The organism is Longimicrobium sp. (assembly GCA_036377595.1).
Classification (GTDB): Bacteria; Gemmatimonadota; Gemmatimonadetes; order Longimicrobiales; family Longimicrobiaceae; genus Longimicrobium.
Map to the genome: position 1 here is coordinate 34,726 of DASUYB010000083.1, position 20,468 is coordinate 55,193.

The 20,468-nt window shown below is 70.7% G+C and carries 23 protein-coding genes; 6 read left to right on the plus strand and 17 right to left on the minus strand.

The features are described 5' to 3' along the window. Positions 1-99: 99 nt before the first annotated feature. Positions 100-255, plus strand: a complete 156-nt coding sequence (locus VF092_11660) for a FeoB-associated Cys-rich membrane protein (protein ID HEX6747938.1) — start codon at positions 100-102, stop codon at positions 253-255. 305 nt (positions 256-560) lie between these two features. Here the strand turns inward: VF092_11660 and VF092_11665 are convergent, their stop codons facing one another. Next, entirely contained in the window at positions 561-1,691 is a 1,131-nt protein-coding gene (locus tag VF092_11665) for an ABC transporter substrate-binding protein (protein HEX6747939.1), read from the minus strand. 107 nt (positions 1,692-1,798) lie between these two features. Further along, a complete protein-coding gene (locus VF092_11670; protein HEX6747940.1) occupies positions 1,799-2,194 on the minus strand; it encodes a hypothetical protein in 396 nt (131 codons plus the stop codon). Positions 2,195-2,439: 245 nt separating this feature from the next. Between VF092_11670 and VF092_11675 the strand changes: the two genes are divergently transcribed. Further along, positions 2,440-3,996: a hypothetical protein gene (locus VF092_11675; GenBank protein HEX6747941.1), complete on the plus strand. Its 1,557-nt coding sequence runs from the start codon at positions 2,440-2,442 to the stop codon at positions 3,994-3,996. Positions 3,997-4,018: 22 nt separating this feature from the next. Here VF092_11675 and VF092_11680 read toward each other — a convergent pair whose 3' ends face one another. After that, positions 4,019-4,594: a hypothetical protein gene (locus VF092_11680; protein HEX6747942.1), complete on the minus strand. Its 576-nt coding sequence runs from the start codon at positions 4,592-4,594 to the stop codon at positions 4,019-4,021. A gap of 161 nt (positions 4,595-4,755) precedes the next feature. Here VF092_11680 and VF092_11685 point away from each other — a divergent pair, with 161 nt between their 5' ends. The 3 genes from VF092_11685 (at position 4,756) to VF092_11695 (ending at position 5,896) form a co-directional block, all read left to right on the plus strand. Next, positions 4,756-5,028 (plus strand): hypothetical protein, encoded by a 273-nt coding sequence (locus VF092_11685; protein HEX6747943.1) that lies wholly within the window; start codon positions 4,756-4,758, stop codon positions 5,026-5,028. A gap of 213 nt (positions 5,029-5,241) precedes the next feature. Continuing rightward, positions 5,242-5,475, plus strand: coding sequence for a hypothetical protein (locus VF092_11690; GenBank protein HEX6747944.1), 234 nt, complete (start codon positions 5,242-5,244; stop codon positions 5,473-5,475). A gap of 202 nt (positions 5,476-5,677) precedes the next feature. Next, positions 5,678-5,896, plus strand: coding sequence for a hypothetical protein (locus VF092_11695; GenBank protein ID HEX6747945.1), 219 nt, complete (start codon positions 5,678-5,680; stop codon positions 5,894-5,896). An 83-nt stretch (positions 5,897-5,979) separates the two neighbouring features. Here the strand turns inward: VF092_11695 and VF092_11700 are convergent, their stop codons facing one another. The 14 genes from VF092_11700 to VF092_11765 all read right to left on the minus strand — a co-directional run bounded on the left by VF092_11700 (position 5,980) and on the right by VF092_11765 (position 19,371). Beyond that, positions 5,980-7,035, minus strand: a complete 1,056-nt coding sequence (locus VF092_11700; protein ID HEX6747946.1) for a Glu/Leu/Phe/Val dehydrogenase — start codon at positions 7,033-7,035, stop codon at positions 5,980-5,982. A gap of 89 nt (positions 7,036-7,124) precedes the next feature. Continuing rightward, the gene (locus VF092_11705) at positions 7,125-8,261 is read right to left on the minus strand and encodes an acyl-CoA dehydrogenase family protein (GenBank protein ID HEX6747947.1); all 1,137 of its coding nucleotides are present in this window, start codon (positions 8,259-8,261) and stop codon (positions 7,125-7,127) included. A gap of 39 nt (positions 8,262-8,300) precedes the next feature. Then, on the minus strand, positions 8,301-8,513 hold the full coding sequence (locus VF092_11710; protein ID HEX6747948.1) for a DUF2695 domain-containing protein: 213 nt from the start codon (positions 8,511-8,513) through the stop codon (positions 8,301-8,303). 157 nt (positions 8,514-8,670) lie between these two features. Then, a complete protein-coding gene (locus tag VF092_11715; protein HEX6747949.1) occupies positions 8,671-9,432 on the minus strand; it encodes a hypothetical protein in 762 nt (253 codons plus the stop codon). Next, on the minus strand, positions 9,429-10,289 hold the full coding sequence (locus tag VF092_11720) for a 3-hydroxybutyryl-CoA dehydrogenase (GenBank protein ID HEX6747950.1): 861 nt from the start codon (positions 10,287-10,289) through the stop codon (positions 9,429-9,431). Before VF092_11720 ends, VF092_11715 begins: the two co-directional genes overlap by 4 nt. Before the next feature lie 426 nt (positions 10,290-10,715). Further along, the gene (locus VF092_11725) at positions 10,716-11,087 is read right to left on the minus strand and encodes a hypothetical protein (GenBank protein HEX6747951.1); all 372 of its coding nucleotides are present in this window, start codon (positions 11,085-11,087) and stop codon (positions 10,716-10,718) included. Continuing rightward, a complete protein-coding gene (locus VF092_11730; protein ID HEX6747952.1) occupies positions 11,084-12,064 on the minus strand; it encodes a CPBP family intramembrane glutamic endopeptidase in 981 nt (326 codons plus the stop codon). The genes VF092_11725 and VF092_11730 overlap by 4 nt, the downstream gene beginning before the upstream one ends. A 217-nt stretch (positions 12,065-12,281) precedes the next feature. Further along, positions 12,282-13,511 carry an acetyl-CoA C-acetyltransferase gene (locus VF092_11735; GenBank protein HEX6747953.1) on the minus strand — a complete coding sequence of 410 codons (1,230 nt, stop codon included), beginning with the start codon at positions 13,509-13,511 and terminating at the stop codon, positions 12,282-12,284. A 50-nt stretch (positions 13,512-13,561) separates the two neighbouring features. Beyond that, positions 13,562-14,461: an MBL fold metallo-hydrolase gene (locus tag VF092_11740; protein ID HEX6747954.1), complete on the minus strand. Its 900-nt coding sequence runs from the start codon at positions 14,459-14,461 to the stop codon at positions 13,562-13,564. Continuing rightward, positions 14,458-15,360 carry a 3'-5' exonuclease gene (locus VF092_11745; GenBank protein ID HEX6747955.1) on the minus strand — a complete coding sequence of 301 codons (903 nt, stop codon included), beginning with the start codon at positions 15,358-15,360 and terminating at the stop codon, positions 14,458-14,460. The genes VF092_11740 and VF092_11745 overlap by 4 nt, the downstream gene beginning before the upstream one ends. Then, positions 15,357-16,583: an arginine deiminase family protein gene (locus tag VF092_11750; GenBank protein HEX6747956.1), complete on the minus strand. Its 1,227-nt coding sequence runs from the start codon at positions 16,581-16,583 to the stop codon at positions 15,357-15,359. Before VF092_11750 ends, VF092_11745 begins: the two co-directional genes overlap by 4 nt. 361 nt (positions 16,584-16,944) lie before the next feature. Further along, positions 16,945-17,646 carry a redox-sensing transcriptional repressor Rex gene (locus VF092_11755; GenBank protein ID HEX6747957.1) on the minus strand — a complete coding sequence of 234 codons (702 nt, stop codon included), beginning with the start codon at positions 17,644-17,646 and terminating at the stop codon, positions 16,945-16,947. Positions 17,647-17,821: 175 nt separating this feature from the next. After that, the gene (locus tag VF092_11760; GenBank protein ID HEX6747958.1) at positions 17,822-18,592 is read right to left on the minus strand and encodes a tetratricopeptide repeat protein; all 771 of its coding nucleotides are present in this window, start codon (positions 18,590-18,592) and stop codon (positions 17,822-17,824) included. Between the two features lie 149 nt (positions 18,593-18,741). After that, on the minus strand, positions 18,742-19,371 hold the full coding sequence (locus tag VF092_11765; protein ID HEX6747959.1) for an SDR family oxidoreductase: 630 nt from the start codon (positions 19,369-19,371) through the stop codon (positions 18,742-18,744). A gap of 161 nt (positions 19,372-19,532) precedes the next feature. On the opposite strand from VF092_11765, the gene VF092_11770 reads away from it, so the two are divergent. After that, on the plus strand, positions 19,533-20,417 hold the full coding sequence (locus VF092_11770) for a DNA-formamidopyrimidine glycosylase family protein (GenBank protein ID HEX6747960.1): 885 nt from the start codon (positions 19,533-19,535) through the stop codon (positions 20,415-20,417). Positions 20,418-20,468 lie beyond the last annotated feature (51 nt).

Here is a 20,468-nt window from a genome sequence, read left to right on the forward strand (position 1 = left end):
TCCTGAGGCCGCCGCATCGAACCAGCGACTGGGCCGAACTCGAGCGGCCGAAGGATCTATCGCCGGCCATGGTACACAGCCGGCGCAAATGAGGTGATGATGGATTCCCAACTCCTGCAGACGCTGATCGCCGGCGCGATCGTCCTCGCCGCCGCGTTCTTCATCGGCCGCCGCGCCTGGCGCACCGTCTCCGCCGCCCGAACGCCCAAGGGAGGTGACAGCGGGTGTGGTGGGGACTGCGGGTGCGGGCATTGACGCGGATCGGCAATCCGGGGCGGGCCGGTATCGGGGACGGGCGGGTAAACCCGCGGCTGGAACATTGGGAAGCCCGCTGCGCGGGCTGAACTCCGGAATCGCACCATCGTGCAGTTCTCCCCTCTCCTGCGAAGCGGGGGAGGGGCCGGGGGAGGGGGCCAGCCGGGGCCGCGCAAACGCTCGCCGATCGCACCAGGATCGACCCGCCTCCATCGATCGCACAACACGAAGAGGGCCGGCATCGCGACGATGCCGGCCCTCTTCGTATCTCCGTCTCGGCGACGGTGATCGGTCTTGTGCCGAACCTACCGCGCGGTGACGAGCTGGCCGTTGCGGACCACGCCGACGGCCACCTCCTTCCCCACCACGTCGCCGTTGCGGTCGAACTTGATGGTGCCCGAGACGCCCGCGAACTCGGGGTGGCTGCTCCCGATCCCCGCCACGTAGTCGCGGAGCTCCTGCCGCCCCGCGCCCGAGTGCTCGATGGCGTCCTTCAGCAGGTAGATCACGTCGTAGGTCATCGCCCCGCGGTGGTCCGGCATCTCGCGGTAGCGCTGGCGGTAGGCGTTCACGAACTGCTGCGCCTTGTCCGCCGGCCGGTCGGGAAGGAAGGCCGAGCTCACGAACACGCCCTCCGCCACCGGCCCCCCGTCCTTCACCCCCGTCAGCCCGTCGGACCCCAGGATCGGCCCGGTGAAGCCCAGCCGCCGCGCCGCCGCGATGATCTTCAGCCCCTCGGGCGCCTGCCCGCCGATCACCAGCGCGTCGGCGCCGCGCTGCAGCGCGCGCTGGAGGTACGGGTCCAGCGCGCCCGGCGACTCGTACACCGCGGGGAGATAGGGATCGCGCGACACCACCGCGCCGCCGTCGCGCCCGAACGCGTCGGCGAAGGTGGTCATCACCCCCTGCCCGTAGTCGTCGTTGGCGTACAGCACCGCCGCCTTGCGCCGCCCCAGCCGCACCGCCCACCGCGCCAGCGCCGGGCTGAACTCCAGGTCGGTGGGGCAGATGCGGAAGGTCCAGTCGCCCGCGTTGGTCAGCTGCGGGCTGCTCGACGCGGGGGAGATCTGCAGCACGGGCGACCCGCCCACGCTGTCGTTGTTCACCGCGTTGTAGATGCTGGCCGCCTTCAGGCTGGCCGCCGAGTTGACGTGGCCGACGACGGCCACGACCGCTGCGTTCTCGCGCAGCGCGCGGGCCACCTCGATGGCCTTCGCGGGATCGGCGTCGTCGTCGCCGAACTCCAGGCGCACCTGCCGGCCGTCGATGCCGCCCTGGCGGTTGATCTCGTCGGCGGCCATCTGCGCGGCCAGCTTCATCGAGCGGCCGTTGGGCTTGTTCAGCGGCCCGGCGATGCCGATCACCACCTCGCCGCCGCCCTTGCCGCACCCCGCGAGCAGCAGGGCGGCGAGGGGGATAAGAACCGATTTCCGCATGTTCATGGAGTGCGAATCAGGCCGGCGGCGACGGGAAAGGCGCGCCGGTCGTGGTGGGTCAGTGACGTGAAACTGTCGGGAATCCTGTGATCTCGATCCGGCCGGGGCTACGAGTCGCCGCCGATCTCCATCCTCACCTCGCCCAGCCAGGCGGGCGGCGGGAGGCGCGCGGTGCGGTAGGCGTCTTCCAGGCTGCGCACCAGCCCCTCGAGCATCGCGCGGTGGCGCGTGGGCGAAAGGTCCTGCACCAGCACGCGCAGCACCGCCAGCGCGCTGTCGCCCGTCACCCCGCGCTGCAGCCGGCCGGGGCCGTGCAGCACGTACCAGCGCTCCACCCGGCGCCGCGGGCCGCTCAGCGGCTGGCCGCCCTCCAGGAACTTCAGCAGCCCCGTCGGGCTCATCCCCACCTGTCGCGAAACGTGCCGGAGCGACGCGTCGGCGAGCGCGTCGCGCAGCGCCTGCCGGAGAACTGCGACAGAGGTGGCCGCGCTGTTCGACACCATTGACGCGGGGCTGGTGGAGAGCTATACTGTAGCTCTGTCCACTTTGTCCACTTGTTGTGGGGGCTCGATAACAGCTTAGGACACCCAACCGGTGCGCGTCAAGAGGAGCGCCCGGAGCCCCACCACACGGTCAATGCGCGGGCCCGCCGCGCCGTGAGACGGAGGAGAAAATGGAAGCAGCCCTCGAACGCAAAGCAGCCCCCCGGGCGCGTGCCTCGCGCCGTAACGCTTCCCGCCGCTGGTGCGTGCCCCCCGCGCTGCAGCACGAGCCCGACGAGCTGCTCGAGGCGGTGCAGGTGCTGGCCGAGATCCCCACGCCGGTGGGGGTGATCCTCTGGCAGTCGGTGCGCGACGTGACGCTGTGGTCGGAGATTCCCGACGAGAACCGCGAGGAGCTGTTCACGCACGACGCGGCGCACCGGCGGCTGAGCGACCTGCTGTCGGCGGGCGCCGAGCCGGCGCTGGAGGTGTCGCTGACCACGCTGGCCGCGCTGGTGGGCGCGCCCGGCGCCGCCAGCCCCGAGATCGTCTCCCTGGTCTGCATCCAGATCTCGCGCTGGGCCGAGGGGCGGGGGCTGTGGGGGACGGCCATGGCGTACGCGCAGGCCGCGGCGCTGGCCACGCCGCTCGATTCCAATCCCGCCCTGTTCGCGGGAAGCCTGGCGCTGCGCTGGCGGCGGAGCGCGCGCGCGGAAACGTGGCTGCGGCGGGCCATCGGGCTGGCGCGGCGCGGGCGCGAGTGGGGGGTGTACGCGGCCGCGTACGTGGAGATGGGGGCGCTGTACGCGCGCCGCGCCCAGCCGGCGCAGGCGCACCGCTTCTACGTGCAGGGGCTGCGCGCGGCGCGCCGGCACGGGCTGGTGCTGACCCGCGGCGCCGCGCTGCACGGGATGCTGCGGCTGGCGATGGAGACGGGCGCGCTGGAGGAGGGCGAGCGCTACGCGCGCGCCGCCATCCGCGCGTTCGGGCGCGGCAACCCGCGGCTCCCCGAGCTGGTGCACGATGTGGCCTACCTCTGGGTGCGGCGCGAGAACTACGTGCGCGCCATCCCTATGCTGCAGCGGCTCCTTCCCGCGCGCGTGGAGCCGGTGGAGCGCGCACTCACGCTGGCCCTCCTGGCCCGCGCCGCCGCCGGCGACGGCAACCAGCGGCTGTACCAGGAGGCGTGGCTCGACGCGTGGGCCATCATCAACCGCCGCTTCGGCGAGGAGGAGAAGCACGGCCGGGCGCTGCTGGAGCTGGCGCGCGCCTCGGCGCTCTTCCGCGACTGGGCGCACGTGGAGCAGGCGGTGCGGCTGGCCACCACGCTGGCCACGCCCGAGCCGGCGGTGGCCTCGCAGGTGGCCGAGCTCGCCACCTCGCTCCGCCGGCGCCGGCGGCGGGGCGGGCTCGCCGAGGCGCGGCTCGAGGAGCCCGTGCGCCGCGGACCCGCGCCGCGGGTGCGCCTCGACGCGGACGACGACGACGACGTGAGCGCCGAGATCGAGCAGCTCCTGCAGGCCGAGGGCTTCGTCGCGCCCGCTGCCACGCAGACGACGGAGGAATCGGCGATCAGGGGAGACGGCGGATCTCCGCGTCCCGGGGCGGAGAACGAAGCCGGCGCGGCCGCCGGGGCGGAAGGGGATGCGGTCGTGGAGATGCGCGATTCCGTCCTCGCAGCGGACGGGGAAGCGTCACACGGGGAGATGCCGGGCGGCGAGACTGGAGCGGAAGCGGACGGCGATCCGTCGGCCGGGAGTGATGGCGATGGCGGAGACGACGAAGGCGGGCGGCCACCGGAGCCGCCCGCCACGCCCGGGTAGATCCGCAGGCCGCCGCAGTCCGTCAGTCCGGGTCGTCGCATCCCTTCCGCAGCTGGTTCTTCGTGCGCTTCCACGCACCCGCGGCATCCTTGCGGTACGTCAGCCGCTGCACCCGCCGGCAGATTCCCGTGGGCCAGCTGCGCCGGTCGGTGGCGTAGCTGGTGACGGTCACGGCGATCTCCTCGTTGTCGGCCTTCACCAGGTTCAGGTGCAGCATCACCCCGTAGGCGCGGATCCAGCGGCCGCCGCTGAAGCCCGCCACCGCCTCGGGCGTGGCCGCGACCGTGCCGGTGTCCTGCAGCATGATCACGTCCTGCGGCTTCGAGATCTTCTGCGCCTGCGGCAGGCCGATGCGCGCCATCACCGTGTCGCGGTTCAGCTTCTGCTCCGCCAGCTGCCACGCGCCGCCGGCGAACGAGTTGGCGTCGATCCACAGCGGCCCCTGCGGCCGCGCGCCGCCGGAGTTCTGGCGCGCGTCCGCGTCGGCGAAGCGCACCACGTCGGGGAGGAGGGCGAAGTAGTCCTGCACGGTGTACTGGCGCCCCGAGCAGGCGGCCAGCGCCAGCAGGACCAGGGCGAACGGTCGGACGCGCTTCATCACGTCTCCGGGCGTGGCACGGTGGATGAGGTTCGATTCAGCAGATACCACCTCGCGGCGGCGGACGCAACCGCTCGCCCTCCCGCCGGGCGCGCGCGGGCGATACAATCCCCCGCCCGCGAGGTGGATGGCTGACGGCGACGCAGAGAGGCGAACGCGCGATGAAGTTCTGGAGACTGGCTCCGCGGCACGATACGCTCTGGTGGTGCGTGGAGGGGAAGGACCCGTGGTCGCCGCACCGCGAGCGCGCGTTCGGCTTCGTGGTGCGCGCCGACGACGCCGAGGCGGCGCGCTGGCTGGCGCACCAGGCAGGCGGGCGTGAGAACGAGACCATCGACGGCGTGGCCCCCTGGCTCGACGCCAACTACAGCACTTGCGAGGAGCTCCGCGCCGACGGCAGCGCCGAGGTGCTGCTGGTCAACTTCCGGCATTGAGCCGAACATCGAAAAGCTTTGTCTCACGCAGAGTTAGCAGAGTCAGCAGAGGGTGCAGCTGCGGTTCTCTGCTGACTCTGCGGCCGTTGAGCCATCTGTAATCTCCTTATCGGACATGTAATCTTAAAACTATTGCGTCCTAGGCGGAGCTTGCGCACCTTTCAGGTCCCCGCAGCGGGTCGCTGCGTTTCCAAGCCCACACAAGGAGTGAAGATGCGCAAGCTGAAGCTGGACGTCGACGCGCTGAAGGTGGAGGAGTTCGCCACCGAAGGCCCCGAGGTGGCCGCGCAGGGGACCGTGCGCGGGAACGACCAGTCGTATACGTACTGCTTCTGCCCGCACACCTGGGAGGACCTGGGGTGTGAGTCCGTCTCGGAAGACGACCAGTGCGTCTGCGAGATCCACAGCTATCTCAACGAGTTCACCTGCTACCCCGGCTGCATCTGACGCGCCGGGTGTGGACGATCTCCGCTCTCCCGAACGCGTCGCCGGGGGCCCGTTCTGACGAGCATCTCCATCTCCTGAAACTCTCCTGCTGCTCCTTCCGTACGGTTGGACGCGGAGGCGGTGAGGACACCCGCCCGCCCGGGCGAATTCCTCGTCCGTCAAGAGACTTCGATCGATGGCCCACTGGGGCCGGGAGATAGAGATGCTGGAGCAGATCCACGCCGACGCCGAAGACCAGCGCAAGACGCGCGTGATCATCGCCACCGGGATGGTGATCTTCGGGATGTACACGCTGGCGGCCGCCGCGCTGGGCGGCTGGAGCGCGATGGCCACGGTGGGGGTGATGGTCGGCAGCGCCGGCGCCGCCCTGCTGTCGACGGTGCGCACCCGCGCGACGTACGCGATCAAGCGCTTCGCGTAAGAGCAGTGCCCAGTGCAAAGTGCCCAGTGCCCAGTAGTGAGTTACTGGGCACTGGGCACTTGGTACTGGGCACTTTCAGTTGATCACACCCACGTCCGCTGGAGCGCGCCGACGCGGCCGATGCGGTCCTCGGCCAGGCGGTCCGCCGCCTTGTGCGTGGGCAGCCCCTCGGCCTCGCTCAGCTCGAACAGGCGCAGCAGCGTGCCGTAGATCTCGCCCGCCTTGCGCATCGAGCGCTCGGCCGTCCACCCGTTCAGCTCGCCGCAGACGTTGATCAGCCCGCCGGCGTTGATCACGTAGTCGGGCGCGTACAGGATGCCGCGGCGGTGCAGCTCGTCGCCGTGGCACTCGCGGGCGAGGACGTTGTTGGCCGCGCCGGCCACGATCTGTACCTTCAGCACCTTCAGCGTCTCGTCGTTGATGGTCGCCCCGAGCGCGCTGGGGGCGTAGACGTCGGCCTCCACCGCGTAGATCTCGTCGGGGCCGACCGCCGTGGCGCCGAAGTCGTGCACCACCTTCTGCACGCGCTCGGCGTCGATGTCGGTGACCACCAGGCGCGCGCCCTCGCCGGCCAGGTTCTGGCAGAGGTAGTAGCCCACGTGGCCGACGCCCTGCACGGTCACGGTGCGCCCCGCCAGGTCGTCGCTGCCGAAGCGGTGCTTCGCCGCCGCCTTGATCCCGCGGTACACGCCGTACGCCGTCACCGGCGAGGGGTCGCCCGAGCTGCCGGCGCGGCCGGTGACGTGCTCGGTCTCCATCGCCACGTATTCCATGTCGTCCACTGAGGTGCCCACGTCCTCGGCGGTGATGTAGCGCCCCTTGAGCGTTTCCACGAAGCGGCCGTGCGCGCGGAAGATCTCCTCGCGGCGCACCGTGCGGTTGTCGCCGATGATCACGCTCTTGCCGCCGCCCAGGTTCAGCCCGGCCACGGCCGCCTTGTACGTCATCCCCCGCGACAGGCGCAGCGCGTCGATCACCGCCTCGCGGTCGCTGCCGTACTGCCAGAAGCGCGTGCCGCCCAGCGCCGGCCCCAGCACGGTGTTGTGGATGGCGATGATCCCGCGGTAGCCGCACGAAGGCTCGTTGCAGAGCACCACCTGCTCGTGGCCGTGCTCGTTGATCAGCTCGAAGAGTTCCATTCCGGTCCCGTTCGTCTCGATTGCGATGTGTCGCCGGTCATGGCCGGCGGTCTTGCTGGAGGCCCTTCGATCCCGCTCGGCGGCCCGCCCTACCGGTACAGCGCGCGGGCGATCACCGTCCGCTGGATCTCGCTCGTCCCCTCGTAGATCTCCGTCACCTTCGCGTCGCGGAAGAGGCGCTCCACGGGATATTCCTTCATGTAGCCGTATCCCCCGAACACCTGCACCGCCTCGGTGGTCACGTACATGGCCGCCTCACTGGCGAAGAGCTTGGCCATGCTGGCCATCTGCACCGCGTTCTCGCCCGTGTCCTTGGCCTCCGCCGCGCGGTGAAGGAGGGCGCGGGCGGCGGAGACGCGCGTGGCCATGTTCGCCAGCTTGAACTGCATCCCCTGGAAGTCGCGGATCGCCCTGCCGAACTGCCGGCGCTCGTCCGCGTACGCCACCGCGTGCTCGAGCGCCGCCTGCGCAATTCCCACCGCCAGCGCGGCGATCCCCAGCCGGCCGCCGTTCAGCCCCTGCAGCGCGTAGGTGAAGCCCAGCCCCGGATCGCCCAGCAGCTGGTCGTCGGGAACGAACATCTCCTGGAAGGCCACGCCCACCGTCTCCGACGCGCGCTGGCCCATCTTGTCTTCCTTCTTTCCGACGATGTAGCCCTGCGTATCGGTGGGGACGATGAAGGCGCCGATCCCCTTGGTCCCGCGGCGGTCCTCGGGCGTGTCGGTGCGCACCATGGTGACGACCACGTCGCCGAAGCTGCCGTTGGTGACCCACGCCTTGGCGCCGTTCAGCACCCATCCCCCGTCGGCCCTGCGCGCCTGCGCGGCGAGCGAGGCGGCGTCGGAGCCGGAGTCGGGCTCGGAGAGCGAGAAGGCGCCCAGCAGCTCGCCACGCGCCATCGGCTTGAGCCAGCGCTCCTTCTGCGCCTCGGTCCCGTGCGCCAGGATCATCTGCGTGGGGAGCGAGTTGTGGACGCTCATCGCCACCGCCACGCTGGCGTCGCCGCGCGCGATCTCCTCGAGCGCGACCAGGTACGCCATGGTGTCGAGCCCCAGCCCGTCGTGCTCCTCGGGAAGGAGCATCCCCAGGAAGCCCAGCTCGCCCAACTTGGCGACGACGTCGCGCGGGAGCTTCCCTTCACGGTCCCACTCCTCGGCGTGCGGGCGGAGCTCGTTGTCGGCGAACTCGCGCGCGAGCTCCTGGATCTGCTGCTGTTCGGGTGTCATCACGTCACAGTGCGTAAGTGCGTGAGTGCGGAGGTGCGTTCACGCGTCGTCCCATTCGCCGCCCACGTTGGCCAGCACCTCGCAGTCGCAGTGGCCGCCGTACTCGGCCAGCCAGGGGAGCACCCGCGCCTCGTCCATCCCCCGCGACCGCAGGAACGCGCGCGTGTGGCGGAGCGTCTGGTCGCAGCCGCCCTCCAGCGCTTCGTCGAGCGCGTCGAACAGGCCACGCAGGTCGCCGTGCGAGACCGGCATCGCCGCCTCGCGCGCGGCGCGCTCCCCCTGTTTCCACGCGCGCAGCCTGGCCCTGCGCTCCGGGGCCTTCCGCGATATCTGGCCGTCCCCAGGTGATTTGCTCAACCACTGGACAAAATCGGCGTGGACGACGGGCGAGGCCGTTCGTCCGCGCGTCTCAATCGTCCCGCCCGCCCGGCCGCGCCTGGCGGAAGAGGGCGAGGATGGAGTCCTCCGCGCCGCCCTCCAGGTGCTTGCGCGCCGAGGCGAAGGGCCAGACGGCGGTGTCGTCCGGCAGCCGCACCACCCACGCGTCGCCGGTGTGGCGCCACTCGCCCGCGTACTCGGCGACGAGCGACTCGCCCAGCGCCGCGCCGACCAGCGCCGTGTACTGGTCGAGCAGGTCCGCCTCGACGGGCCGGGTGTTGTTCACGAACTCGTCGACGAACGCCACCAGCGCCTCGCCGTACTCCGCCGGTCCCCCGTTCGCCGCGACGACTTCGCGCAGCCGCTCCGCCGTCTCCCGCAGCGGTTCGACCGGATCCTCGTCGCGAATCTTCCCGCTGTCCCCAGTCCCCTGTTCCCTGTCCCCCAGCGATCGGAAGAGGTCGAGCACGGAGATCCCGCCGCCGTCACGAAGCTGCGCCTCGGTGACCCGGAAGGGGTGCACGCGCCCGCGCTCGCCCAGCTCCACCGCCCACTCGCCGTCGGCGTCGCTCCACGCGCCGCCATGGACGGCGATCAGCGCCTCGCCGAGGAACGAGCCCACCAGCGCGCTCTGCACGCGCAGCTGCTCGGGCGACTCGACGGGGCGCACGGCCTGGACGTACTGCTCGGCCCACTCCACGCCGGCTTCGTCCAGCTCCAGCTCGCGGCCGGCGTCCTTCGCCAGCTTCACGAAGAGCTCGGCGGCCTGGTGCAGGAGGGCGGGGTCGCTCACGGCTGGGCATACGAGTAGAAGCCCTCGCCCGTCTTGCGGCCCAGACGGCCGCTGGCCACGTACTTCCGCAGCAGCGGGCAGGGGCGGTACTTGTCGTCGCCCAGCCCCTCGTGGAGCACGTTCATGATGGCCAGGCAGGTGTCCAGCCCGATCAGGTCCGCCAGCGCCAGCGGACCCATCGGGTGGTTCATCCCCAGCTTCATCACGGTGTCGATGGCCTCGCGGGTGGCGACGCCCTCCATCAGGCAGAACACCGCCTCGTTGATCATCGGCATCAGGATGCGGTTCGACACGAAGCCGGGATAGTCCTGCGCCTCGGCCACCGTCTTCCCCAGCTTCTCCGACATCTCCACCACCGCGCGCGTGGTCTCGTCCGACGTGGCCAGGCCGCGGATGATCTCCACCAGCTTCATCACCGGCACGGGATTCATGAAGTGCATCCCGATGACCTGTTCGGGGCGCTTGGTGCGCGCGGCGATCTCGGTGATGGAGATGGAGGAGGTGTTGGTGGCCAGGATGGCGTGCACGGGGGCGGCCGCGTCGATCTGCTCGAAGATGCGGAACTTGAGCTCGACGTTCTCCGTCGCCGCCTCGACCACGAGGTCCGCGTCGGCCACGGCGGAGAGGTCGCCAGCGGCGGAGATGCGGGCGAGCGCGGCGTCGCGGTCGGCCTCGGTGAGCGCGCCCTTCTTGATCTGCCGGTCCATGTTCCCGGCGATGGTCGCGCGCGCGGCGTCGAGCGCCTCGGCGCGCACGTCGATCATGGTGACGTCGTAGCCGTTCTGCGCGAACACGTGGACGATCCCGTTCCCCATCGTCCCCGCGCCGATCACCGCCACCTTGCGAATATCCGCCATCGGTCGATTCCCGATCTGCTGGTTAAGTTTGTCCGTCCAACGAACATCAGAGCTGCCGCCGCCCCGCGTGCCCGCTCCCCGCGCTTCGCGCGATCCTCCTCCCAGAACCGACTGGGGGGAGGGTGATAGGGACGCGATCACCCCCGTATGTCATTCCGAGCGGAGCCGCTGCGCCGGTCCTCGCGTCTGTGCGGATGCCGGGCGGCTCCCGAGGAATCTGTGGTCCGCGTCCGAGCGAATGCCTGACTGGCGCTCGAATGCAGGCTATAGATCCTTCGGGCGCACTGACTTCCGTCACTCCGACGGTTCGGCGCAGCGCCCTCAGGATGACGTCCTTTGCTTCTTCGCCGGCCCGTACTAACCGATGCGTGGTCGTTTCGCGCGGACGCCTCGACATCGGCGCGAGGCTTCAATCCCCCAGCAGCCTCAAAGCGCCAGGAGGAGCACGAAGTAGATGGCGATGAGGCTCGCGCCGGCGGCCATCGTCCACAGGCCGGGGTTCATCGCACCGCGCGCCCGCGACCCGTCGCGCGCCTGGCGCTCGCGTTCGACGGCGATGGTGGCCGAGCGGTGCTCCAGCACGTCGCGCAGCCCCACGAAGCGCGCTCCCATCGCGCCGCTGGCGCCGAACAGCAGCGCCATCACCCCCGCGCAGAACACGGTCAGCAGCCAGATGCGTGGCCGGTCCACCGCGGGGTCCAGCCCGAGCGCACGGAACGGGAACAGCAGCGGCGTCGCCGCGGCGAAGACCACGGCCGCGAGCACGGCGCTCCCCCAGAAGCGCAGCGGCCGGCTCACAGGCGCTCTCCCACGCGGTCGTCCACCAGCGGCCGCAGCGCGCGCATCTTCGCCGACTCGCCGATCCACGGCGCGCGGAGCAGGAACACCGCGATTGCGGCGATCACCACCGTCGCCGCGATCCCCGCCTCAGGCCCGAAGTCGCCACCGGTGAGCCAGCGCGGGCCGATGGAGACGGCGCTGTACAGCGGCGTGTCGCGCATCAGCCCGCTCACCGGGAAGTCGAGCAGCGCCGACATGGTCCAGTTCCACCCCAGGTGCAGCGCGGTGCAGAACCAGAGCGAGCGCGTACGCAGATATGCGGCGCCCAGCATCACCCCGGCGAGGAAGATGTTGCCCAGCGCGAGCGCGTCGACACCCGGGTTGCGCGCATGTGCCAGCGCGAACAGTGCCGCGGACAGGAGCAGCGCGGGCCGGGCGCCGATCCCCTGCACCAGCGCCTGGAACAGGTAGCCGCGGAACAGCGCCTCTTCGGCCGCCGCGGCCACCGCGAAGAACAGGAGTGCCTGCCCCAGAGCGGCGACATATTCGGTCGCATTCCCTCCGTCGGCAACCCATCGCGCGCTTCCCGCCACGGCAAGCACACCGCTGGCGAGCGCGATCCCGCCGCCGCCGAGCAGGAAGCCGACGCCGAGGTCGCGCGGGATGGCCCGGTCGGCCGCGAACCCCAGCGCGCCGATGCGGCGCCGGTCCACGAGCGCGAGCATCAGCCACCCCGCGCCGGCCGCCGCGGCGAGCTCCACCGCCACCTGCGCGCCGAAGCCGGGGCGCACGCCGGCCAGCATCACCCCCGCGCCGATGGCGGTGAGCAGGAAGAACGTGGCGCCCAGCCACATCGCGATCCGCCACCCCGCGCGCACGCCGTACGGGCCGTAGAAGATGCGCTCCAGCAGCGAGGGCTCGGGCGGCGCCGGCGTCTCGGGGAAGCCGCCGCCGGTGTGCTCGGGTGGGTGCAGGACGGGTGATTCGATGCTCAAGCCGCTCATCATGCTGCGCCGGACGAGATTCGGCGTCTAGCGGCGAAGTCTCGTGCACGGCTGGCTATAGATCCTTCGGCCTGCCGCCGTCGTCCGCGACGCTGGTCACGGCCGGCCTCAGGATGACGGCGGGGCGGACTCCCCGCGACGTACCAACATCCCCCAAAAACGCGGCGCCGCCCGGTCCTTTGGGGACCGGGCGGCGCGGTTCGTCGGCTCAGACGCGCTCGACCGAGAGCGCGACGGCGTCGCCGCCGCCCAGGCAGAGCGTGGCCAGGCCGGTCTCGGCGTCGCGGTCCTTCATTGCGTGCAGGAGCGTGGTCAGCACGCGCGCGCCCGACGCGCCGATGGGATGGCCCAGCGCCACCGCGCCGCCGTTCACGTTCACGCGGTCCCAGTCCCACCCAAGCCCCGCGCCATCGGCCAGCGCCTGCACGGCGAACGCCTCGTTGGCCTCGATTAGGTCGTAGTCGCCGATCTCCGTCCCCGCCTTGGCCATCAGGTTGCGCACCGCCTGGATCGGCGCGAAGAACAGCTCCTTCGGCTCCACCGCGCCCGTCGAGTACGCCGTCACCCGGGCGAGGATCTGGAGATCGTGGTCGCGCGCGTACTGCTCACTGACCACGACGACGGCGGAGGCGCCGTCGTTCAGCGCGCTGGCGTTGCCGGCGGTCACCGTCAGCTGGTCGGCGGTCATCTCCTTCGGCGCGTCCTTGGCGAACGCGGGGCGCAGCTTGCCGAGTCCCTCGAGCGTGGTGTCCTCGCGCGGGTTCTCGTCCGTGTCCACCGTCACCGTCCCCTTGCGGCCGGCGATCTCCACCGGGACGATCTCGTCCCTGAACTTGCCGGCCTTGATCGCCTCCACCGCCTTGCGGTGCGAGGCCACGGCGAACTGGTCCTGCATCTCGCGGGTGACGCCGGCCTTCTTCGCCGTGTACTCGGCGTGCCCGCCCATGTGCACGTCACAGAACGCGCACCACAGGCCATCGCGGATCAGCCCGTCCACCAGCTCCTGGTCACCGAACTTCACGCCGCCGCGCATCCCGTAGATGTAGTACGGCGCGCTCGACATGCTCTCCTGCCCGCCGGCCACCACTACCTGGTTGTCGCCCGCGCGGATCGACTGCGCCGCCAGCATCACCGCCTTGAGCCCGCTGCCGCACACCTTGTTGATGGTGAGCGCCGAAACGGTCACCGGCAGCCCGGCCTTGACCGCCGCCTGGCGCGCGGGCGCCTGCCCCACGCCGCCCTGCACGACGTTGCCCATGATCACCTCGGCCACGTCCTCCACCGCGATCCCCGAGCGGGCGACCGCCTCGCGGATGGCCACGGCGCCCAGGTCCGGCGCGGTCAGCGACGACAGGCCGCCCAGGAAGCGGCCGATGGGGGTGCGCACCGCGCTGACGATCACGGGCGTGGTGCGGGGGTCACGGGCTATGTCGATCATCTCCGCCTTCCGGTTGATTGAGATCTCGGGTCCTGCGCGTATTTGCCGCCTCAGGCGGCCTCTTCCAGTCTCGTGTTCCTGCCGTCCGCCACCGCGTATCCCCACGGGGTGAACGGGTCGTGCGTGGAGACGAGCAGCCACCGCTCGTCCGTCGCCCGCTTCAGCAGCGCGCGCTTGCTCTCCAGCGTCACCAGCGGCTCCACGTCGTATCCCATGATCCACGGCAGCGGAAGATGCGCCATCGTGGGAACGACGTCCGCCAGGAAGCACCCCACCTCGCCGTCCGACGAAACCAGGACGGACTGGTGGTGCGGGCAGTGGCCGGGCGTCCGGTACACCGAAATGCCCGGAACGATCTCCACGTCGCCTTCCACCAGCTTCAGCCGCCCCGCCTCCATCACGGGATCGAAGTTGTGCGGGAGATAGCTCGCCGAGGTGCGCTCGTTCACGCGGTGCGCCCACTCCCACTCGCCGCGCTGCACGTGGTAGGCCGCGTTGGGAAAGGAGAGCCGCACCTGTCCTTCGCGATCGCGATACGTGTTGCCGCCCGCGTGGTCGAAGTGGAGATGGGTGTCGACGACGATGGAGACATCGTCCGCCGAGAACCCCGCCGCGGCGATCGCCTGGTGCAGCCGATCGGGGAAGCGGGGATCGGAGGACGCGTTCTCGACGCCATAGATGTCGAGGAACTTCTCGTTCTCCTTGTTCCCCAGCCCCGTCTCGATCAGCACCAGCGCGTCCGGCGTCTCGACGAGGAGACAACGGAGGGCGAGGGGGATGCGGTTGCGCGCGTCGGCGGGGATGCGCTTTTCCCACAACGGCTTGGGGACCACGCCGAACATGGCGCCGCCATCCAGGCGCTGCAGCCCCGCCTCGAGCGCGTGGATGCGCATCCGCCCGAGCGTGCGGGTGCGCACCAGGGTGTCCGTCGCCAGCACCGTCTCCGTCACGCCGCCTCCATCGACTTCGGGCTCTTCGTCCGCTTCTTCCGCCGCGCGCGGCGCCGCAGGAACGTCTGCAGCGAATCCCAGTCGCCCGCGCCCTGCTCCTCGGCCATCTCCAGCAGGCGGACCAGGATGCGCGCCGTGGCGACCGCGTCGTCGAGCGCGCGGTGGCGGCTCTCGATCTCCACCCCGAAGTAGAGCGCCAGCGCGTCGAGCCCGCGCGACGGCAGCTCGGGGAGGAGCTTCCGCGCCAGGCGCACGGTGCAGAGCTGGCGCCCGGCGGGGGTGGTGCCGTTGGCCGACTGCATCTCGTGCGTTAGGAAGCGCCAGTCGAAGGCCGCGTTGTGGGCCACGAAGACGCGCCCGCCGATGGTTTCCGCCACCTGCGGGGCCACCTCGTGGAAGTACGGCGCCTCCACCACCATCTCCTGCGAGATCCCCGTGAGCGCGGTGATCATGCGGGGGATGGCGCGTGCCGGGTTCACCAGCGTCGCGTACGTGTCGGTGATCTTCCCTTTCGAGACGCAGACCGCGGCCAGCTCCGTCACCCGGTGGCCGCGGAACGGCGATCCGCCCGTGGTCTCCAGGTCGACCACGCACCACTCCTCTTCCCACAGGCTCCGGCCGGGCTCCGCTGGCGCCACGTCGGGCGCGGGGACGGTGGGGCGGGGGAGGGGCGCGGAGAGCGACCACACGCCCTCGCCGGAGACGGCGAAGCGCGGGTCCGTGCCCAGCAGCGCGAACACCGCGGCCGCCGCGGCGCCCGCGCCGTGGGTGATCCCCAGCACCTTCGCGGCCACCTCGCAGGTGGGCCGCGGCGTCTCCAGCAGCTCCAGCGCGCGGCGGACGAGAATGCCGTCCGGCTGGAAGCGGACCCCGTCCAGGGCAAGGGCCAGCTGGCTCACCAGATGTCGTCGCGGCAGACGGGAAGGGTCATGCAGCGGCCGCCGCCGCCGCCCCGCACCAACTCGGCGCCCTCGAACGCGATCACCGCGCGGTCGCCGTCCTCGATCTCCACCTCTCCCGTGAGGAACTCGATCGCGTCGATCAGCCGGTAGCCGGCGGATTCCATCTCCCGCATCGTTCCCTCGTTGCGCGTGTAGCCCAGCACCACGCCCGGCCGCACCGCCACGAAGTTGCACCCGCTGGACCACTGCTCGCGCTCCTGCCGGGTCGGATGCCGGCCGCCGCACCAGATCGGCTCCAGCGGCAGCTCCACCTTCCGCAGCGCGGTGAACACGTCGTCGTACGCCTTCACCCCCTTCGCGTCGGGCTTGTAGTAGAGCACGGGGAGGCGCGAGGGGCTGAAGAAGTAGGGGGGATACACCACGCAGTGCTCGCGGTCCACCATGGTCATGATCATGTCCAGGTGGATCGCCGGGCTCTCGGCGGGAAGGACGACCACGAGGACGTGCTCGATCCCCGCCGTCCCTCTCAGGCCATCGACGAGCCCCTCGATGGCGGCGGGAGAGGAGCGCTCGGAGAGGCCCACCATCGCCAGGTCGGGGCGCAGGATCAGGACGTCGCCGCCCTCGATGGTGTAGTCGCTGCGGTGCTCGTCGGTGCCGTCGTAGATGAAGCCGCCGTTCCGGAGCAGCGGGTGGTAGAGGAAGAGCGCCTTCATCAGCAGCTCCTCGGTCCACCGCACCGCGTAGCGCATGGCGCCGATGATCACCGCGTCGTTCACCACCATGGCGGCGTCGCGGGTGAAGAACAGGTTCGGCAGCGGCGGCAGCTCCCAGCTGACCTTGTGCAGGAGCTGCGAGATCGGCCCCATCGGCGCCTCGACGCCCTCGACGAAGCGGCGGATCAGCTCCTCGCCCGGGATCTCGGCCAGCTCGCCCACCAGCGGCTCTGAAGACGCCACCTCCATCACCCGGTTGACCAGGAAGCGGCGCACCTCCGGCTCGTCGACGATGTCGGCCAGCAGCTCGCGCACGTCCAGCACCTCGGCGAAGCGCGAGAGGATGGCGCGGAAGCGCTGGTGCTCGCGCCGCGCCAGGTCCAGGTCGATGATGTCGTCGTAGAGGAACTGCTCGCGGTTGGACGGAGTCACCGCGAGCAGCTCGGCCCCCGGGGTGTGGCAGATCACCGTGCGGAGCGGCCCGATCTCCGAGGTGACGCGCACCGTCTGGGGTGTGGGCGATGAGGTCGGCATAGATGGAAAAATCTAGCCGCGCGCCGGAGGGGCGGCAACACGGATTCCGCCGACCCGGCCGTCCATGGAGAGAGAGTTTCGCGGCCGATGCCGGACTCCGGACCCGCCCTGATTCCCGGCGAATGAATTCGCGGCAACAAGGGCACAAAGTCCCTGCGGGACTGCGGCCGCGGCATCGAGCTGCCGGGGAAGCGCTTGTCCGGCGCCGATCGGCAGGATGAGCCTCCGCCTGAACGCCGGCATCCCGCGCCGGCCTTGCCCCACAGTCCGCGAAGCGGACTTTGTGCTGTTGTCGCCGTGGCTTCAGCCGCCCGGACCGATGCTCGGAAGCCTACCCCGCCTTCCCGTTCGCCAGCGCGAAGGACAACCCCTCGAGCTCCAGCGTGACGTCGACGTTGCGCAGGGTGACGCCGCGGGGGACGCGCAGCCGCACGGGGGCGAAGTTCAGCAGCGCCTTCACGCCGGCGGCGACCACGCGGTCGACCACGCCCTGCGCCGCCTCGGCGGGAACGGCCACGATGGCGATCTCCACGCGGCGCTCGCGCAGGGTGGCGTCCAGCTCCTCGTCGGGCTGCACGGTCAGGCCGCCCCAGCTCTGGCCGATCTTGGCCGGGTCGGCGTCGAACACCGCGCTGATGTGGAAGCCGCGCGCCTCGAAGTCGCGGAAGCTGCTGAGGGCGGATCCCAGCCGTCCGGCGCCGATCACCGCCACGTTCCAGGGGCGCGTGAGCCCCAGGATCTGCCGGATCTCGCGCAGCAGCTCGGGCACGGAGTAGCCCATCCCGCGCTTGCCGAACGACCCGAAGAGCGACAGGTCCTTGCGCACCTGCGCCGAGGTGGTGCCGCCGCGCCGGGCCAGCTCGCCGCTGGAGATGGTCTCCGCCCCCGCGGCCTGGGCCTCCTGGAGAAAGCGCAGGTACAGCGAAAGCCGGCGCACCGCCGACTCGGAGATCTTCTTCATGCCATGAACCACGCTGCGACTCGCGCGCCGCCGCGCGAACAACGCCGGCCGCGAGAAGGCTTGTGAAATCATTCACAAGATAGGGCGGAGATCCGGGAACGTCAACGCACAGAATCCGATCCTGGTCTGATCGAGAAAAAGAAAGCCTCACGCAGGGTTAGCAGAAAGCAGTGATTGAAGCTGCTTTAACCTGCTAACCCTGCGTGAGGCTTTTCTTTGACTGGACTCGGCGCGGGATCGGAGTGCCTCAGCCCGCCACGGTCTCGCCCGCCAGCTCCTTGCGCGCGATCTCGATCCACGGCTTCTGCGCCTTGCGGTAGTGGCCGGGTGAGACGCGCGCGTGGCGGACGATGGCGTCGAACAGCGCGTGCGCCTCGGAGGTGCGGCCGAGCTGCTTCAGCACCAGCGCGTACCGGCAGCGCGCCTCCTCGCCCACCACCGGGCGGGTGAGCAGCGCCTCGTACTCGCGCGCCGCCGCGTCCAGCTCGCCCGCGTCCTCGTAGATGCGCGCGCTCAGCAGCAGGTGGTCGGTGGTCGGCGCAGGCACGTTGGCGCGCAGCTGCTCGTACGTCTCGCGCGCCTCGTCCAGGCGCCCCACCGCGTGGTAGGCGGCCGCCAGCTCGTACAGCAGCGGCGGATCGTCGGCATACATCCCCACCAGCGACTGGCGGTACACGGCGATGGCGTCGTCGGCGCGGCCCACGCGCAGGTAGCCGCGCGCCAGCTCCATCCGGTTCACGTGGCTGTTGCTGAGCGCCACCTGGTCTTCCAGCCGCTGGATCTCGGCCGCGGGGTTGATGCGCTCCTTCACCCTGCGCGCGGTGGAGCCAATCGTATCCCGCGCGCGCATCTCCGGCAGGTACTCCACGAACAGGTAGATCAGGCTGCCGACGAAGGGGAAGAAGACGATCAGGAAGAGCCACGCCGGCTTCCCGTTGCGGATGCAGTGCACCGCGAAGAACACCTGCACCGCCACGATCAGCAGGGAGGGCAGATAGAAGAGGGACGGGAAGAACATGGGTCGGCCCCGGCGGGCGTGGGACGTGGAGCGGAGACGTGGGGGATGCGAACAAGATCGGACCGAACGGAGCGCCGCGCAACTGCGCCGGCGCCTTCGTCCTGTCCGTCGTGGGGATGGTGGGATGGAGATTGCCGCGGATCCGCCGCTCAGTAGCAGATGCCGGAGATTGCGCGGACGTGCGCGTTGCGCTCCAGCGCGTGCAGCATGAAATCGGCGACGTCCGCGCGCGACACCTTCGGGAACCAGCGCCCCTTCGCGGCGTCCGGTCCGGTACGGTACTTCGCCGTCAGGCGCCCGTCCGTCAGCCGCCCCGGGCGCACGATGGTCCAGTCCAGCTTCGAGTCGCGGACCTGTTCCTCCGCCGTTTCCTTGTCCGCGAAGATGTGCTTCAGCAGGGTCCGCAGCAGGATCCAGTTGTAGAGCGGCCCGAGCTGCCCCTTGCTGTCGCCGACGCCGAGCGACGAGACGAAGAGGAGCCGCCGCACCTTCCGCTCCTCCATCGCCGCCAGCAGGTTGCGCGTGCCGTCGGAGAGGACGGTGTTCGGCTTGGTGTTGTTCACCCCCAGGGCCGAGAGCGCCGCGTCCTGCCCCGCCACCGCTTCGGCGACGGCCGGCGCGTCCAGCACGTCGCCCTGCACCACCTCCAGGCGGTGGTGGATCACCTTCAGCTTGTCGGGGCTGCGCACAAACGCGCGCACGGTGTGGCCGTGGCCGAGCGCCTGTTTCACCAGCTCGCGCCCGGTGCCGCCGGTCGCGCCGAACACCACCACGTTCATCCCCCGCCTCCTCCCCTCCCGGTGATCGCTGGGCCGCGCACCTCCGCGAAGGATGTGCCGCGCGGACGAATCACGTCGTCCTCCGTTGACTCCGTTCCCTCCGTGTGATTCTATCAGACGATCGCAGTCTCTCACGCTCTCATCGGAGAAACCACCCCGCCATGCCCGAGCTGCCGGACGTCGCCGTCTACATCGAAGCGCTGGAGAAGCGGATCGCCGGTGAGACGCTGCTCGGCATCCGGCTGGCAAGCCCGTTCGTGCTGCGCACCGTGGAGCCGAGGCCGGCGGAGATGACCGGGCGGCGCGTCGTCGCTCTCCACCGCGTGGGGAAGCGGATCGCCATCGAGCTCGAGGGCGAGCGCTTCATCGTCATTCACCTGATGGTCACGGGTCGGTTCCGCTGGCTGGCGAAGGGCGCCAAAGTGCCCGGGAAGATCGGCCTCGCCGCGTTCGATTTCACGAATGGCGCGCTCGCGCTCACCGAGGCGGGGTCGAAGCGCCGCGCCTCCATCCACCTGCTCGCCGGGGCCGAAGCGCTGCGCGCGATGGATCCTGGCGGAATCGACGTGATGGCGGCGTCGACGGAGGAGTTCGCGGCCGCGCTGCGGAGCGGGCGGCACACGCTCAAGCGCTCGCTCACCGACCCGCACGTGTTCAGCGGGATCGGCAACGCGTACTCGGACGAGATCCTGCACCGCGCGCGGCTTTCGCCCGTGCAGCTGACCACGAACCTGTCGGACGACGAGGCGGCGCGCCTCCATGCCGCGGTTCGCGACACGCTGGCGGAGTGGACCGAGCGCCTGCGTCGCGAGACCGGCGACGGGTTCCCGGAGAAGGTGACGGCGTTCCACCCGGCGATGGCCGTGCACGGGAAGTACGGCCGGCCGTGCCCCGTCTGCGGCGCGCCGGTGCAGCGCATCCGCTACGCCGAGAACGAGACCAACTACTGCGCCCGCTGCCAGACCGGCGGCCGCCTCCTGGCCGACCGCTCGCTCTCGCGCCTGCTCAAGGGCGACTGGCCCCGCAGCATCGACGAGTTGGAGTGAGCGGTTCCCGCCGCTCGGATCGAGGGGGACGGGCTTCGGAAACCATTCATA

What these genes read in the sequence shown, in the direction of transcription:
- VF092_11660 (HEX6747938.1), top strand. Translation starts at nt 100, where the DNA reads ATGGATTCCCAACTCCTGCAGACGCTGATCGCCGGCGCGATCGTCCTC.
- VF092_11665 (HEX6747939.1), bottom strand. Translation starts at nt 1,691, where the DNA reads ATGCGGAAATCGGTTCTTATCCCCCTCGCCGCCCTGCTGCTCGCGGGG.
- VF092_11670 (HEX6747940.1), bottom strand. Translation starts at nt 2,194, where the DNA reads ATGGTGTCGAACAGCGCGGCCACCTCTGTCGCAGTTCTCCGGCAGGCG.
- VF092_11680 (HEX6747942.1), bottom strand. Translation starts at nt 4,594, where the DNA reads ATGAAGCGCGTCCGACCGTTCGCCCTGGTCCTGCTGGCGCTGGCCGCC.
- VF092_11685 (HEX6747943.1), top strand. Translation starts at nt 4,756, where the DNA reads ATGAAGTTCTGGAGACTGGCTCCGCGGCACGATACGCTCTGGTGGTGC.
- VF092_11690 (HEX6747944.1), top strand. Translation starts at nt 5,242, where the DNA reads ATGCGCAAGCTGAAGCTGGACGTCGACGCGCTGAAGGTGGAGGAGTTC.
- VF092_11695 (HEX6747945.1), top strand. Translation starts at nt 5,678, where the DNA reads ATGCTGGAGCAGATCCACGCCGACGCCGAAGACCAGCGCAAGACGCGC.
- VF092_11700 (HEX6747946.1), bottom strand. Translation starts at nt 7,035, where the DNA reads ATGGAACTCTTCGAGCTGATCAACGAGCACGGCCACGAGCAGGTGGTG.
- VF092_11705 (HEX6747947.1), bottom strand. Translation starts at nt 8,261, where the DNA reads ATGACACCCGAACAGCAGCAGATCCAGGAGCTCGCGCGCGAGTTCGCC.
- VF092_11710 (HEX6747948.1), bottom strand. Translation starts at nt 8,513, where the DNA reads ATGCCGGTCTCGCACGGCGACCTGCGTGGCCTGTTCGACGCGCTCGAC.
- VF092_11720 (HEX6747950.1), bottom strand. Translation starts at nt 10,289, where the DNA reads ATGGCGGATATTCGCAAGGTGGCGGTGATCGGCGCGGGGACGATGGGG.
- VF092_11735 (HEX6747953.1), bottom strand. Translation starts at nt 13,511, where the DNA reads ATGATCGACATAGCCCGTGACCCCCGCACCACGCCCGTGATCGTCAGC.
- VF092_11755 (HEX6747957.1), bottom strand. Translation starts at nt 17,646, where the DNA reads ATGATTTCACAAGCCTTCTCGCGGCCGGCGTTGTTCGCGCGGCGGCGC.
- VF092_11760 (HEX6747958.1), bottom strand. Translation starts at nt 18,592, where the DNA reads ATGTTCTTCCCGTCCCTCTTCTATCTGCCCTCCCTGCTGATCGTGGCG.
- VF092_11765 (HEX6747959.1), bottom strand. Translation starts at nt 19,371, where the DNA reads ATGAACGTGGTGGTGTTCGGCGCGACCGGCGGCACCGGGCGCGAGCTG.
- VF092_11770 (HEX6747960.1), top strand. Translation starts at nt 19,533, where the DNA reads ATGCCCGAGCTGCCGGACGTCGCCGTCTACATCGAAGCGCTGGAGAAG.